This window comes from Peribacillus sp. ACCC06369 (assembly GCF_030348945.1).
In the GTDB taxonomy this organism is placed as follows: domain Bacteria; phylum Bacillota; class Bacilli; order Bacillales; family DSM-1321; genus Peribacillus.
Genome location: NZ_JAUCEN010000002.1, coordinates 3,948,670 through 3,962,982, shown reverse-complemented (window position 1 = coordinate 3,962,982; position 14,313 = coordinate 3,948,670). Strand labels below are relative to the sequence as shown.

Below are 14,313 nucleotides of genomic sequence, written 5' to 3'. Positions count from 1 at the left end.
GCTATCCATTGAAAGCTGCAATCAGTGCCTGATAGCCCTGACCCAAATCTTTAGCCTGATGGGCATCGGAACCGTAAATGAGCGGAATGCCGAGATCGAATGCACGCTTAGCAAACCGTTCTGGAGGATAGGGCTCACCGCAAAGCGGCTTTACAAGCCCGGCGCCATTATAATCAAGTTCATACTTTTGTTCCTTGATCATGTCCAGCACCTTGTAAACGCGGTCGTCAAAACTTAATGCTGGTGGATATCGATGCTGGAATTTATGGACAAGCGTAATATGCCCGATCCGTTTAGGTTTATAAATGCCTAAATCAGCTTTTATCGATTTTTCCAGTGTATCGAAATATTTGGCATACACCGATTCGACTGAACCTAGTTCATTTACGATCTCACCAAACCCATTTTCGCTGAAATCGAGGCAATGCCAACTGCTTTGATGCTTGATGAAGTGGACGGAAAGTATACTATCATCAAGGAATTCTCCGATTTCGTCGAGGAATTCTTTTGTTTCTTTTTCATAACCCTCTATAAAGTCAACCTCTAGACCACTTTTGATCAGGATTTTGTCTTTATAGCGTTCTTTCAGTACGCGGAGCTCCTGAAAGTAATCCAGGAGCAGGACAGCGTCCATACCGCTGTCTTTTTCAGGCGTAGGATCTTGAAAATCTCGTGGCAAGGGAGCATGTTCCGTAAATGTGATTTCCTTTAATCCTAGCTCGATTCCCCGCGTAATATATTCATCGAATCTATCCGTAGAGCCGTGAGGGCAAAACGGAGTATGCACATGACCGTCAACTTTCATGGTCCTTCCCTCCCAAAAAACAGGTATTTGTAGCAATTTTCTACAAAAAAATCATTTTTGTCGTCAAAAATTATTGCTAACATGGTATCATAAAAGCATTAAATTTAACATTTTTATAATTGATATATAAACGAGCAAGACTGTAAGGACTAGAACAGGGGGCTTACCATGGAGTACATACTTGGGGTAATTGTATTAATTTTGATTTTCATCATTTGGGGTTATTTTTTCAAAAAGAGATATTTTAAAGAAATCGATAAACTGGAATCCTGGAAAATAAGCATCATGCACCGCCCCGTGCTGGAGGAGCTTTCTAAAGTCAAACAATTGAACATGACAGGTGAAACAGAAGAAATGTTCGAAAACTGGCGCATTGAATGGGACGCTATCATTACGGACCATATGCCGGAAGTCGAAGTGCTTTTATTCGATGCCGAGGAATTCGTCGATAAGTACCGTTTCAGCCGATCAAAAGAGGTACAGCGCAAAATTACAGTCAAGCTGAATGAAGTCGAGGAAATGATCAAAAAGATCCTTTATGAATTGAATGAACTCGTAGGCAGTGAGGAAAAGAATCGATTGGAAATTGAGGATATTAAGGAATCCTACCGACAATTGAAGAAATCCCTGCTTGCGCACAGGCATAATTACGGGAAAGCGGCTGATAAGCTGGAAAATTCCTTGGATGAAGTATTGCTGATCCTTCAGAAGTATGAAGAAGAGACTGTGAACGGGAATTATTTGAATGCGAGGGAGCTTGTCCTTTCCATTAAGGAAAAATTGGCGGTCTTGTCCGTTAAAATGGAAATGCTCCCAAAATTATTGGTTGACAGTCAATCCGAGCTTCATTCCCAGCTTCATGAATTGAAGGATGGATATGAGGAGATGTCAGGTCAGGGGTATATGCTGAGCCATATCCAATTCGAGCAGGAAATATCACGGCTTGAAGAAGAACTTGACCTATATAAAACACAGTTGGAAAATGCCGAAACGGAAGCTGTGGATAAAGGCATTAAAGATATGCGCGAAAGCATTGAGGTGCTTTATGACCTTTTGGAGAAAGAAGTGCTTTCAAAACAGTATGTCTTGAAAAATGATGAAGTCCTCAGGAAAACGATAAGTGACCTAGAATATGAAAACGATAAACTTAAAGTAGAAACCATCCATGTTCAACATACGTATCATCTAACGGAAAATGAGCTCGATGCACAACGGAAAATGGAAAAGCAGATTGCCCAGATTTCGAAACGCCATCAATTGCTTGTCTTGAAGATGGAGGATAATGTGATGGCAAGCTCGCTTATCAGCGAAGAGATGCAGGGACTGGCTGTGCAGTTGAAAGAATTACAGGAAAATCAGAAAGACTTTACCGTTAAATTACAGGCTTTACGAAAAGATGAAATGGATGCCAGGGATTCACTGGCCGAATTGAAACGCAAAATGGTCGATACTGGCCGATTAATTGCAAAAAGCAATATTCCAGGTCTTCCCGAAGACTATAAAGTGGTGCTTCAGGATGCCAAAGAAAGCATGGATGACGTTCAGGGGAAACTTGAAGAAAAACCGCTTGATATGGCCGCTGTTTATATTTATTTAGAAAAAGCGGTCCAACAGGTGAATAAGGTCCACGAAAAAGCCCATGAATTGATCGAGCATATGTATTTGGCCGAAAAAGTGATCCAATTCGGAAATCGTTATCGCAGCAGTCACGATATAGTTGCCGAGAGTCTCAGGGAAGCGGAAGCGAAATTTCGAAGCTATGAATATCAAGCTGCATTGGAAACGGCCGCCACGGCGATTGAAAAGGTCGACCCGGGAAGTTTAAGTAAAATTGGAGCGAACATAGAAGAAGTCCTATCCTGAAAACCCGCCATGGCGGGTTTTTTCTTTTACCGGATCCTGAATTAGTTTACTTCCGATAGCGTGGGAAGTTGAATATTCTGCAAGAATCCAAAGGAGGCAGGTCTCCTTTCATTCATGGACCAGTGTTTTACATTCTCTTTCAATTTCAATTATGTTAATATTAGAAGTTGCAACAGCAACATTTGAAAAGACATTTAAGAAGTGTGACCATATAGATACAAAAACATGGAAGGTGAACCCATGATTTATTTTGACAATAGTGCAACAACTAAACCATATCCCGAAGTGATCGAATCGTTCATGAAGGTTACTTCGGACTATTTTGGGAACCCCTCTTCGCTGCATGGACTTGGGGTCCAATCCGAAAAACTGCTTTCTGCTGCAAGAAAGCAGATCGCTGATTTATTAAAGGTGAAGAGTTCGGAAATATATTTCACTTCCGGGGGGACGGAAGGGAATAATCTCGCCATTAAAGGAGCCGCCCACTCCCAGGGAAATCGGGGCAAACACATAATCACGACAGCGATCGAACATCCTTCTGTAGAAGATGCATGCCAATCATTGACGAAAATGGGTTATGAGATCACATATCTCCCCGTTAACGAATTTGGGCAAATTGATCTAACTGATCTTAAGCATGCATTGAGGGAAGATACCATTTTGGTTTCCGTCATGCATGTAAATAATGAAGTTGGTTCGATACAGCCGATTGCTGATATTGGAAAATTGTTAAAGCAATACCCACACGTACTCTTTCATGTCGATAATGTGCAGGGAGCAGGCAAAGTTCCTTTATCCTTACGTGATGCCAATGTGGATTTATGTACAATTTCGGGACACAAGGTTCATGGCTTGAAGGGGACGGGCATCCTTTATGTTCGTGAAGGCGTTCGGGTCGATCCGCTTTTTCACGGTGGCAATCAAGAAACGAAAATTAGGAGCGGCACCGAAAATGTTGCGGGAATCGTCGCTCTTTCCAAGGCTTTACGCATTAGTATGAACAATCAATTGCTGTATCATGATAAGCTGCAGCAAATCAAAAGTTATTTATATAAAGGTTTGAAGGAAATGGACGGGGTACTGGTTAACAGTCCTAAAGCGGGCGCACCCCATATTGTGAATTTTTCCGTTCCGGGACTTAAATCAGAGGTATTGCTTCATGCACTTGAATCGGAAGGAATATATGTTTCGACGACTAGTGCCTGTTCCTCGAAAAAAAGGACGGTAAGCAAAACGGTGGATGCGATGTTCCATAATCAAGCTCGCTCCGAAAGTGTCATCCGAATCAGTACTACCTATGGCAATGAGATGGAAGAAGCGAAGAAAGTTCTGGCGGCGATACAGAAAATAGTCGCTAATTTAGAAAAAATAATGAGGGTTGCAAAATGAAATTTGATCATATAATTATCCGTTATGGAGAAATCTCCACGAAAAAAAGAAACCGTAAAGGCTTTGTAGACAAAATGAAGGCACATATCCGCTGGAGTTTAAAGGATATTGAAGGCGTAGTGCTTACGGCCAACCGGGAGCGGATGTACGTTCTCCTGAACGGTGTGGACCATAAGCCTGTCATTGACCGATTGAAAGGCATTTTTGGAATCCAGTCTTTAAGCCCTGCGATAAAAATAGAGCGTGATCTGGAAGTGATGAAAACGGCAGCATTATATTACCTTAATCATACTCTGGAAGATGTAAACACGTTCAAAATCACGACAAAACGCGCAGATAAGGATTTTCCATATAATACAGATGAAATTAACAGGGCACTTGGCGGGCATTTGCTTCGGAATACAGAAGATTTAAAAGTGGATGTAAAGAACCCTGATTTGAACTTGCTAGTGGAAGTGAGACGCGAAGCCGTGTATTTGACGGGTGAAATCATCCAGGGGGCAGGCGGACTTCCATTTGGTTCAAGCGGAAAGGCAATGCTGATGCTCTCAGGCGGGATTGATAGCCCTGTTGCGGGATTCCTTTCGATGAAACGCGGATTGGACGTAGAAGCGATCCATTTTTATAGCCCACCTTTCACAAGCGAGCGTTCACGTCAAAAGGTCATTGATCTGGCGGGCAAGCTTGCAGAAATAAATGGAAGCATGAAAGTGCATATCGTTCCATTTACGGAAATTCAATTATTGATTCAAAAACAGATCCCGGAAAATTACTCAATGACTACAACTCGTCGTTTAATGATGCGGGTCGCCGATCAAATCCGTGAAAAAGAAGAAGCTATGGCACTGATAACAGGTGAAAGCCTTGGACAGGTTGCGAGCCAGACCATGAGCAGCATGTTTGCCATCAATGAGGTGACGAATACACCGATCCTGCGCCCGCTGATTACCATGGATAAAACGGAAATCATCAAAATTGCAAGAGAGCTTGATACTTTTGAAATATCCAATCTGCCGTACGAAGATTGTTGCACGGTCTTTACGCCGGCAAGCCCAAAAACGAAACCCAAACGTGAAAAAGTCAATTACTATGAGAGCTTCGTCGACTTTGAATCCTTGATTGAAAAAGCGGTCTCCGAAACAGAAATATTGACGGTTAAACCGGGTCAGACATTCGATGAGGAAGAAGCGATGGAAGACTTATTTTAATATCCTGTAATTACCAATAAAATAGTGCGAATGAAGCCATGTGTTTTAACACACTCTATAATCACAAGGAGGTGAAAAACACATGGCAAACAACAACAGCTCAAACGAATTATTGGTACCTGGAGTGGAACAAGCTCTAGAGCAAATGAAATATGAAATCGCTTCTGAATTCGGCGTACAACTTGGTGCCGACACAACATCTCGCGCTAACGGATCAGTTGGTGGAGAAATCACAAAACGCCTTGTTCAAATGGCTGAACAACAATTAGGCGGAGGATTCAAAAGATAATTTAATAAATATGGCTACAGAGAGCGGGTTCTTACACCCGCTCTCTTTATTTATTTGTAAAAATAAATGGATATATCAGAGAAGTATCTTGTATAATGAGTAGGTACTAAGAGTTCATAATTGGAGGGGAAGAAAATGAAGCGTGAAGATTTATTAGCTCCGGAACATTACAACTTAGTGAGTGAAATGGAACGTTATGCAAAAAATCCAGAAAAAGTTGCTGTACTTTGGGAGAACGAAACCGGAGATAAAAAACAACTTACATATGAGAATTTATTAAAGAGTGCAAATAAAATTGGAAATGCCTTCAAGAAAAAAGGACTGGGTAAAGGCGATACGGTCCTTATCATAATCCCTCGTTTGGTGGAAGCTTATCAAGTGTATTTAGCCGCATTGAAAATTGGCATGATTGTCATACCTTGTTCTGAAATGCTTCGTGCCAAGGACCTGCAGTATCGGGTCAACCACGGTGATGTAAAAGGAATTATCAGTTATCATGAATATGCCCAAGAATTGAATGAAATAGAGGGAGCGGAAAGCCTCCTGAAATTTTCGATCGGAAAACGGATGGAAAATTGGCTGGATTTGAATGAGCTTGCCGATGATGAATCCGATCAGCTGCCGATGGCCGACACGAAGAGTGAGGATATGGCGTTCTTATCGTATACTTCCGGCACGACAGGCAATCCAAAAGGGGTCGTCCATACACACGGATGGGCATATGCCCATTTGAAAACGTCTGCTGCAAACTGGCTGGGCATCAGCGAAGGGGATGTGGTTTGGGCAACGGCAGGCCCAGGGTGGCAAAAGTGGATCTGGAGTCCTTTCCTGGCTGTTCTGGGAACGGGAGCGACCGGTCTTGCCTATCATGGGAAGTTCGAGGCGAAAAAATATCTTCAGTTGCTACAGGACTATAAAGTGAATGCGTTATGCTGCACACCAACCGAGTATCGATTGATGGCAAAGGTGAATAATCTTGATGACTATGATTTATCCCATCTTCATAGTGCTGTATCAGCGGGGGAACCTTTAAATCAAAAAGTGTACGAGGTCTTTAAAAACCATTTCCATATTGAAGTGCGCGATGGATATGGACAGACCGAAAATACCCTGTTGGTAGGTGTAACAAAAGGCATGGAAATTAAATTGGGCTCCATGGGCAAACCGACTCCGGGGAACCATGTGGAAATCATTGATGATTTTGGTAAACCCTGTGCTCCTGGCGTAGTGGGGGATATTGCCGTACATGTCGATACACCTGCTCTCTTTAAAGAGTATTTTAAAGATCCCGAGCGGACATCGAAGCAATTCCGTGGGGACTATTATATCACCGGCGATCAAGCGAAAAAGGACGAAGATGGTTATTTCTGGTTTGAGGGTCGTTCTGATGATATCATCATCAGCTCGGGATATACCATTGGACCGTTTGAAGTGGAAGATGCACTCGTTAAGCATCCATATGTGAAAGAGTGTGCCGTTATAGCAAGTCCTGATGAAATAAGGGGAAATGTGGTCAAGGCGTATGTCGTCTTGATGGAGGATATCGATCCGAACAGCCAAGACTTGATCAAGACGCTCCAATCGCATGTGAAAGAATTGACTGCTCCATATAAATATCCAAGGAAAATCGAATTTTTAGAAGAGCTGCCCAAAACGACATCGGGTAAAATCAAACGGGTCGATTTACGGAAAAGGGAAGAAGCACTCTTTAACAATTAATCGAACGCATTAACGTCAGCCCTCGGCTGGCGTTTTTTTAACAGGGGCTGCTTAAAATCATAAATATGGGAATTCGTGAAATGAGATGGTAAACTTACTGCATATCTGCATAGCAAGAATCATTTTATAAGGAGTGTAAAGCCGGAATGGGAACGTTATGGTTCAATGGATCTATTTATACGATGATTAAAGAAAAGGATCAAGTGGAGGCGCTCTATACTGAAAAGGGGGTAATTGTTGATACCGGAAGCATTGACTATTTAAAAAATGAATATGCCGGCAATATTTCCAGGGAAATCGACTTAAAAGGACAAACCATGCTGCCGGGTTTAGTGGATAGTCACCTACATTTGGTCGGGCATGGTGAAAGACTGCTTCGTCTTGACCTCTCCTTGATGGATAGCAGGGAAGCCATCATGGTTGCCTTGAAGGAAAAGTGTTCTAAGACTCCGGCTGGAAAGTGGATTGTCGCCGAGGGCTGGAATGAAAATGAATGGACCAGTCCCGAATTGATATTACGGGATGAGCTTGACGCGATATCGACAGAACATCCCATCATATTGAAAAGGATCTGCCGTCATGCCTTGGTGGTCAATACCCGCGCCCTTTTGGAAGCGGGTATTAAAGAAGATATAAAAGAACCGTCTGGCGGGGTGATCTGCCGTTATCCTGATGGACGGCTAAATGGTTTATTTAAAGAAAGCCAGGCGCAGAACCTGATTTTAGACAGCCTTCCTGGCATTGACCAAGACTATATCGAAACCGCACTCACAGAGGCCATAGAAGACGCATATAGGCTAGGTTTGACTGGCGGGCATACGGAAGACCTCCATTACTATAATGGCTTCATGCCGACATATCAGGCGTTTAAATCGGTAATCGAGGACAGGGAAATGGCTTTTCGCGCCAATTTACTCGTCCATCACGAAGCGTTTGAAGAAATGCTGGCAGCAGGCGGCCGCTATCAAGAAGGTACGCAATATATCAAATTCGATAGCATGAAGATTTTTACTGACGGCTCCTTAGGCGGACGCACAGCCCTGTTGAGCGAGCCTTATGTAGATCAACAGAATACGAATGGTGTCGCGATATTCACTGAAAATGAGCTTCAGGAATGGGTAGGAAAAGCAAGGGATGCCGGAATGCCGATTGCTGTCCATGCCATTGGCGATCTCGCTTTTGAATACGTCTTGAATGCACTTGAAACCCACCCCGTGAAGGAGGGACAGAGGGACCGGCTCATTCATGCTCAGATCGTCCGGCCGGAGCTGTTGGAGCGGGCAGCAAAGCTGCCGGTCATCTTTGATATCCAACCGGGTTTCGTCCCGTCCGATTTTCCGTGGGTGGAAGAAAAGGTTCCGGCCAATCTATTGGAATCCTCCTATGCATGGAAGACCTATTTGAATTTGGGCATTATTTGTGCGGGCGGGTCAGATGCGCCCATTGAGCCATTAAATCCAATTTTGGGCATTCATGCAGCTGTCACAAGAACGAAAATAAACAGTGAGGACAGTACCGTATATGGCTTGGATGAAAGGCTTTCCGTTTACGAGGCCTTCGCACTTTATACAAAAGGGAGTGCTGCGGCAATCGGCCAGGAAAAACGCCGCGGTCAGATCATCAAAGGGTATGATGCCGATTTTACCGTGTTTAATCTGGATGTCTTTGCTGTTGCGCCGGATGATCTCCTTAAAGCTGAGGCGGTCATGACGGTCATCGATGACAGAATCATGTATGATAAAAACTAACGGTTGCAAAAAAGGAATGGATATACAAAATAGTTAAATGGAATTCGATAAAGGAATGTAAATGGAAAGAAGGCAGGTTATGAAAGTGGATGAACAAAAAGAAGGGGCGATCTATGCAGCCCTTTCTTACATGATGTGGGGAGTCGTGCCGATTTACTGGAAGTTCCTTCAGGGAGTCGGTGCTACGGAAATTTTAGCTCAGAGGGTATTATGGTCTTTCGTTTTCATGCTGGTTTTATTGATGTTCATGAAAAAATGGCAAGCGTTTCTAGATTATGTAAAAATCATTATGCGAAATCCCAAACTCTTTGCAGCATTACTAACGGCGTCGCTGCTCGTTACTGCTAATTGGGGTGTGTTCATCTGGGCCGTTAACTCAGGACGGATCCTCGACACGAGCCTTGGATATTATATCAATCCGCTAGTCAGTGTACTATTGGGAGTGATAGTCTTAAAAGAAAAATTGAGCGGGGCACAAATCTTATCGTTCCTGCTTGCAGGAATCGGAGTCTTGATCCTTGGCATTCATTTCGGTACGATCCCGTGGGTCTCTCTTGTTTTGGCCATGACCTTTGGATTATATGGTCTGGCAAAAAAAATGATCAAGGCCGAGTCGGCGATCGGGCTGACGCTAGAAACGATGATGGTAACGCCTCTGGCCCTGGGTTACCTGATATACTTGATGAACCAATCAGAAATGCAATTCTTTACAGCGGGAAGCACAAGCTTGCTGTTGGTGGGCGGTGGGATTGTCACGGCCTTGCCACTTTTATATTTTGCAAAAGGGGCGGAGAAGATCCCGTTATCGATGCTGGGCATTTTTCAGTATATTGCTCCGACCTTATCCTTATTGATCGGGGTATTCGTCTATCATGAAAGTTTTACCAAAGCACATCTTTTAGCGTTTTTATTCATATGGTCAGCCTTGGCGGTTTATACGCTATCCATTACGAAATGGGGTCAGGCAAGTGCCCGAAGGTTTAAAGGCAAAGGGAATATTGGTGCGTGAATAAGAAAAAATGCTTGGGAGATCTCTCCCAAGCATTTTTTTATGCCGGTATATAATAAAACGGTTTTACGGCATAGGGGAAATGCCAGGGTCATGAAAGGTAAATCTTCGGACCTATTTCAGAAACAATACAATTGGAAAGGCTGACAGGACTGTGAACGGGCATTGCACGAGGGGTGTTTTCCAGGAATTGGCTATAGAAGGAACTATCCAAGCTAATGATATGCGTTGTCAGGGATGCCGAAATGGTGGCATTCGGCTTTCTATTGCTATTTAATTCATCGATGATTCCTTGTGCAGTGGTAATCCCGATCCCGTGTCCATAAAAGAGGTTGTTCCCTAATAATATGGCATTTTCACCTTGCCATTCAGGAGTTTCCTCGTCGTGATCAGGGTTTTCGAAGTAAACGCAATCCCCTGGTAAATAATCCGTTCCTTGATGAATATTAAGAGCCATATTGCTTGGAGGGCGAAAGTCATATAGAAATAGGTTTGAAAAAAGATAGTCAAAATTCCTAGGGCCGATTAAATCCAAAATGGCCTTTAAAAAAGTGACGACTATCGCTGTACCGCATTCGAAGGCGTAAAGCCTTCCATTCAAGAAAATGTCCAGGAGTGCAGCATGAGGGGCAATCCCTGGCTGAAGGGTAAATGTGCCATCCTTTGAAACGCGCCAATATTGTTCATTGCTTGCCGATTCATCAAGTGTGGAAAATTCTGGACCACTTTTATCTAACGAAATGGCGGCATCGATGACTCGGTGCCTCAGTTGTATATCGAAATTAAGGTATCCGAAGTTCCGGTATTCAAAAGCGTTAGAATCTTCCGCCAGCAATTGGAGAATTTCAAGCGATGTATCAGATACTATACCTGGTTGGATTTGACTGACATCTAACCATTTGTGATTAATCTTTATCATGACCATATCCACCTTTTGCTTATGAAATGAAGGGTTTATAAAACCAGTACACAAAAAAGTCTACAGGTTATGCTCATTATATGAATGCATGCAAAGAAATGACCATTTGGAGCGTTTCAGGCATGAGGGCAACCGAGAATGATTGGTATGGCAAAAGGGATGATCATTTTGCTAACAATGATTATCATTCCAAAAAGATGTTTTGGTGGCTGTGCTAAACATTTAGAAGGAATACCTTTCCAATTAGGGAGAAGGAGCAAATTAGTATTCCCTTTTCTGAATGAATTGATATAATGAGAGAGAAAAGTTCATATGTGCGAGAAATGTAGGGGGGCCAGTAAAGCTGGCTGAGATTGCGTCCTTTAGATGCTGACTCTTTGAACCTGATCTGGATGATGCCAGCGGAGGGAACATATTATTACTGACTTTCTGTTTTGTATGTTAACGTCCGAATTCATCTTCGGGCGTTTTTTGTATTTTTATAGACCCTGGCGCCCCATTATGGTTCCGGCATATGGATCTTATATGATGTGTAGGAGGATAATAACTTGAATAAATTCTTACCACTGTTGACTTCGTTGTTCCTTTTGGCTGGATGCGGTGCAGGCGGAACTAATGAAAAAGAAGAAGCATCTAAAAATGAAGGCAATAAAGAATTAAAAAAGGTATCGGTCGTACTCGATTGGACACCGAATACAAACCATTCAGGTTTGTATGTAGCCAAGGAAAAAGGATATTTTAAAGAACAAGGTCTGGATGTGGATATTATCATGCCAGGTGAAGCTGGAGCTGATAAGCTTGTCGCTTCAGGGAAATCCGAATTTGGCGTGGGCTACCAGGAGGGCATTACGCAGGCCCGCGTGCAAGGCGTCCCGATTGTTTCGGTAGCTGCTGTCATCCAGCACAATACCTCTGGATTTGCTTCACCTGAGGCAAAAAACATTAAAACACCCAAGGATTTTGAAGGAAAAACGTATGGTGGCTGGGGGTCTCCGGTTGAAAAGGCCATTATTGATTCACTAATGAAAGAAGAAAATGCGGATGTAAATAAAGTGGATATAGTGAATACAGGAGACACGGATTTTTTCACTTCGGTTAAAAGGGATATAGATTTTGCCTGGATATATTATGGGTGGACAGGTATTGAGGCAGAGTTGCGAAATGAAAAGCTTAATATGGTTTACTTAACCGAATACTCGGATAAGCTCGATTACTATACACCTGTTTTGACAACGAATGAAAAGATGATAAAAGAGGATCCCGAGACTGTTAAAGCATTCGTTCATGCAGCTTCGAAAGGGTACCAGTTTGCGATAAAGAACCCTGGTGATGCAGCAGACGTGCTAATTAAGTCTGCCCCGGATCTTGATGCAAAACTAGTGAAGAAAAGCCAGGAGTGGCTTGCGGCTAAGTATCAGGATGATGCTCCGCGTTGGGGTGAACAAAAGCTTGAAATTTGGAAGAATTACAGTGATTGGATGACGGAAAATAAGCTTCTTGAAGGTGATTTCAATCCTGAAAAAGCATTTACCAATGAATTTTTACCAAAATAGGAGGAAATACAATGGCCAATTCATTAATTAGTATACAAATTATTCCTAAAGGGGATGTCATCCCTTTGGTTGACGAAGCAATCAAGATCATTGATGAATCAGGTATCAAGTATGAAGTTCACCCGCTAGAAACGACAATGGAGGGTGAGCTTTCCGAACTTTTTGCCGTGATAGAAAAAATGAATGTAAGAATGATTGAATTAGGCTCGCCGAATGTCATATCCCAAGTGAAAATATTATATCAGCCGAGCGGAATTACGATGGATACGTTAACGGAGAAATATCGGGCATGACCGGAAGGGTAATTTGGAAGAAGGGGGCTCCCTTCTTTCTTTTATTATTGTTGCTGATAATATGGGAGTCAGTGACAGTCTTATTAAAGGTTGAAAAATGGCTGCTTCCCGCTCCGTCGGCCATTTTCATTGAAGGAATTGAGTCGTCCCAGAATCTTTTTGGTCACCTTTCATCAACAACTGAGCTTGCGTTATCGGGTTTTTTTATTGGAAGCTGCATTGGATTATTAATCGCAGCAATCCTACATCTGTTTCCAGGCGTAAAGGACGCGGTTTACCCTCTGCTCATACTATCACAAAATATACCTATCATAGTTTTGGCACCGCTTTTAGTAATTTGGTTTGGCTTTGGCATGATGCCTAAGTTAATCGTCATTTCGCTAGTATGTTTTTTTCCGGTTGCGGTTGCTTCATTGGACGGTTTTCGCCAGACACCATACGAACTCAAGCATTATTTCAAGATGATGGGAGCGGGAAAAAACCAGTTATTTTGGAAGCTTGAACTTCCTCACTCGATCCCGTTCATTTTCTCGGGCCTGAAAATTTCGGCCACCTATAGTGTAATGGGTGCGGTTATTTCGGAATGGCTTGGGGCAAAGTCGGGGATTGGTGTTTATATGACGCTCGCTTCCTCTGCGTTCAGGACAGATCGGGTGTTTGTTGCCATTTTCATCATTATGGGAATGAGCCTGCTCTTTTTTTGGATCATCACCTTCCTGGAGAAATACTTAGTTTCATGGAAGAGAAAGGAGGGTGAAAAGGATGAAGCTGGAAATTAAAGATGTCTCCTATTCTTTCGATGGTAAACAGAATATTTTAGAGAATATGGATTTCCATGTGGAAGATGGAGAATTTGTCACAATCCTTGGGCCATCCGGCAGTGGTAAAAGTACATTGTTCCACTTGATAGGCGGTATTTTGAAGCCGGATCATGGCAACATTTCGCTGGACGGTAAAAAGATAAATGGCTTAAAGGGCCATATAAGCTATATGCCGCAGCAGCCTTCCCTTTTACCTTGGAGAACGGTATTGGAAAATGTTTTGCTTGGAAGCGAGCTTGCTGGGATCAGAGATAAAGAAAAGGCAAAAGCCCTTTTGATGAAAGCTGGATTAGCAGAGTACGAGAAAGCATATCCGCATGAATTATCTGGAGGCATGAAGCAAAGGGCCGCATTCATTCGGAGTATCTTAAGTCAACAGGACTTGATGTGCCTGGACGAACCCTTTTCTGCCTTGGATGAACTGACAAGATTGCAAATGCAAGAATGGCTGCTGTCCGTTTGGGAAGAAAATCGGAGGTCGGTGCTTTTTGTTACGCATAGCATCGATGAAGCCGTTTTCCTTTCAGATAGAATATATGTGTTATCAGCAAAACCCGCTGCTGTCATCAAAGAAGTGGCAGTGCCATTTCCAAGGCCAAGAAGTGAAGAACAGCTGCTTAGTGATGAATTTTTCCATTTGAAGAGAGAATTATATGCAGCACTAAAGCCAACTGTTTCGACTTAATTAAGGAGGCGA

Annotated in this window: 13 protein-coding genes and 1 riboswitch; of the genes, 11 read left to right on the top strand and 2 right to left on the bottom strand. The window is 42.9% G+C overall.

What is annotated here, in order from left to right; genetic code table 11:
• Nucleotide 1: 1 nt before the first annotated feature.
• Nucleotides 2–805, bottom strand: coding sequence for a histidinol-phosphatase HisJ (gene hisJ / locus QUF78_RS20100; RefSeq protein WP_289326035.1), 804 nt, complete (start codon nt 803–805; stop codon nt 2–4).
• A 168-nt stretch (nt 806–973) separates the two neighbouring features.
• Between hisJ and ezrA the strand changes: the two genes are divergently transcribed.
• From ezrA to rarD, 7 genes are all read left to right on the top strand, one after another.
• Nucleotides 974–2,668, top strand: coding sequence for a septation ring formation regulator EzrA (gene ezrA, locus QUF78_RS20095; RefSeq protein ID WP_289326034.1), 1,695 nt, complete (start codon nt 974–976; stop codon nt 2,666–2,668).
• 240 nt (nt 2,669–2,908) lie between these two features.
• Entirely contained in the window at nt 2,909–4,057 is a 1,149-nt protein-coding gene (locus QUF78_RS20090) for a cysteine desulfurase family protein (protein ID WP_289326033.1), read from the top strand.
• Nucleotides 4,054–5,265 (top strand): tRNA uracil 4-sulfurtransferase ThiI, encoded by a 1,212-nt coding sequence (gene thiI, locus QUF78_RS20085; RefSeq protein WP_289315341.1) that lies wholly within the window; start codon nt 4,054–4,056, stop codon nt 5,263–5,265. Before QUF78_RS20090 ends, thiI begins: the two co-directional genes overlap by 4 nt.
• Nucleotides 5,266–5,347: 82 nt before the next feature.
• Entirely contained in the window at nt 5,348–5,554 is a 207-nt protein-coding gene (locus QUF78_RS20080; RefSeq protein ID WP_289315342.1) for an alpha/beta-type small acid-soluble spore protein, read from the top strand.
• A gap of 135 nt (nt 5,555–5,689) precedes the next feature.
• Nucleotides 5,690–7,273 carry an acyl-CoA synthetase MbcS gene (mbcS, locus tag QUF78_RS20075; RefSeq protein ID WP_289326032.1) on the top strand — a complete coding sequence of 528 codons (1,584 nt, stop codon included), beginning with the start codon at nt 5,690–5,692 and terminating at the stop codon, nt 7,271–7,273.
• Between the two features lie 146 nt (nt 7,274–7,419).
• The gene (locus QUF78_RS20070) at nt 7,420–9,021 is read left to right on the top strand and encodes an amidohydrolase (RefSeq protein WP_289326031.1); all 1,602 of its coding nucleotides are present in this window, start codon (nt 7,420–7,422) and stop codon (nt 9,019–9,021) included.
• A gap of 79 nt (nt 9,022–9,100) precedes the next feature.
• Complete coding sequence (rarD, locus tag QUF78_RS20065; protein WP_289326030.1) at nt 9,101–10,030, top strand: EamA family transporter RarD; 930 nt, start codon at nt 9,101–9,103, stop codon at nt 10,028–10,030.
• A gap of 91 nt (nt 10,031–10,121) precedes the next feature.
• Here rarD and QUF78_RS20060 read toward each other — a convergent pair whose 3' ends face one another.
• Entirely contained in the window at nt 10,122–10,949 is an 828-nt protein-coding gene (locus QUF78_RS20060) for a protein-glutamine gamma-glutamyltransferase (protein ID WP_289326029.1), read from the bottom strand.
• A gap of 317 nt (nt 10,950–11,266) precedes the next feature.
• A riboswitch (TPP riboswitch) is annotated at nt 11,267–11,376 on the top strand.
• A gap of 121 nt (nt 11,377–11,497) precedes the next feature.
• On the opposite strand from QUF78_RS20060, the gene QUF78_RS20055 reads away from it, so the two are divergent.
• Genes QUF78_RS20055 through QUF78_RS20040 form a run of 4 tightly spaced genes read left to right on the top strand, consistent with a single transcriptional unit; the run spans nt 11,498 to nt 14,301 of the window.
• Nucleotides 11,498–12,502 (top strand): ABC transporter substrate-binding protein, encoded by a 1,005-nt coding sequence (locus QUF78_RS20055; RefSeq protein WP_289326028.1) that lies wholly within the window; start codon nt 11,498–11,500, stop codon nt 12,500–12,502.
• An 11-nt stretch (nt 12,503–12,513) separates the two neighbouring features.
• The gene (locus tag QUF78_RS20050; RefSeq protein WP_289326027.1) at nt 12,514–12,795 is read left to right on the top strand and encodes a thiamine-binding protein; all 282 of its coding nucleotides are present in this window, start codon (nt 12,514–12,516) and stop codon (nt 12,793–12,795) included.
• Nucleotides 12,792–13,574 (top strand): ABC transporter permease, encoded by a 783-nt coding sequence (locus QUF78_RS20045; protein WP_289326026.1) that lies wholly within the window; start codon nt 12,792–12,794, stop codon nt 13,572–13,574. Before QUF78_RS20050 ends, QUF78_RS20045 begins: the two co-directional genes overlap by 4 nt.
• Nucleotides 13,558–14,301, top strand: a complete 744-nt coding sequence (locus tag QUF78_RS20040) for an ABC transporter ATP-binding protein (RefSeq protein ID WP_289326025.1) — start codon at nt 13,558–13,560, stop codon at nt 14,299–14,301. Before QUF78_RS20045 ends, QUF78_RS20040 begins: the two co-directional genes overlap by 17 nt.
• Nucleotides 14,302–14,313: the final 12 nt, after the last annotated feature.

What these genes read in the sequence shown, in the direction of transcription:
- QUF78_RS20090 (WP_289326033.1), top strand. Translation starts at nt 2,909, where the DNA reads ATGATTTATTTTGACAATAGTGCAACAACTAAACCATATCCCGAAGTG.
- hisJ (WP_289326035.1), bottom strand. Translation starts at nt 805, where the DNA reads ATGAAAGTTGACGGTCATGTGCATACTCCGTTTTGCCCTCACGGCTCT.
- QUF78_RS20040 (WP_289326025.1), top strand. Translation starts at nt 13,558, where the DNA reads ATGAAGCTGGAAATTAAAGATGTCTCCTATTCTTTCGATGGTAAACAG.
- QUF78_RS20060 (WP_289326029.1), bottom strand. Translation starts at nt 10,949, where the DNA reads ATGATAAAGATTAATCACAAATGGTTAGATGTCAGTCAAATCCAACCA.
- rarD (WP_289326030.1), top strand. Translation starts at nt 9,101, where the DNA reads ATGAAAGTGGATGAACAAAAAGAAGGGGCGATCTATGCAGCCCTTTCT.
- QUF78_RS20050 (WP_289326027.1), top strand. Translation starts at nt 12,514, where the DNA reads ATGGCCAATTCATTAATTAGTATACAAATTATTCCTAAAGGGGATGTC.
- QUF78_RS20070 (WP_289326031.1), top strand. Translation starts at nt 7,420, where the DNA reads ATGGGAACGTTATGGTTCAATGGATCTATTTATACGATGATTAAAGAA.
- thiI (WP_289315341.1), top strand. Translation starts at nt 4,054, where the DNA reads ATGAAATTTGATCATATAATTATCCGTTATGGAGAAATCTCCACGAAA.
- QUF78_RS20045 (WP_289326026.1), top strand. Translation starts at nt 12,792, where the DNA reads ATGACCGGAAGGGTAATTTGGAAGAAGGGGGCTCCCTTCTTTCTTTTA.
- QUF78_RS20080 (WP_289315342.1), top strand. Translation starts at nt 5,348, where the DNA reads ATGGCAAACAACAACAGCTCAAACGAATTATTGGTACCTGGAGTGGAA.
- mbcS (WP_289326032.1), top strand. Translation starts at nt 5,690, where the DNA reads ATGAAGCGTGAAGATTTATTAGCTCCGGAACATTACAACTTAGTGAGT.
- ezrA (WP_289326034.1), top strand. Translation starts at nt 974, where the DNA reads ATGGAGTACATACTTGGGGTAATTGTATTAATTTTGATTTTCATCATT.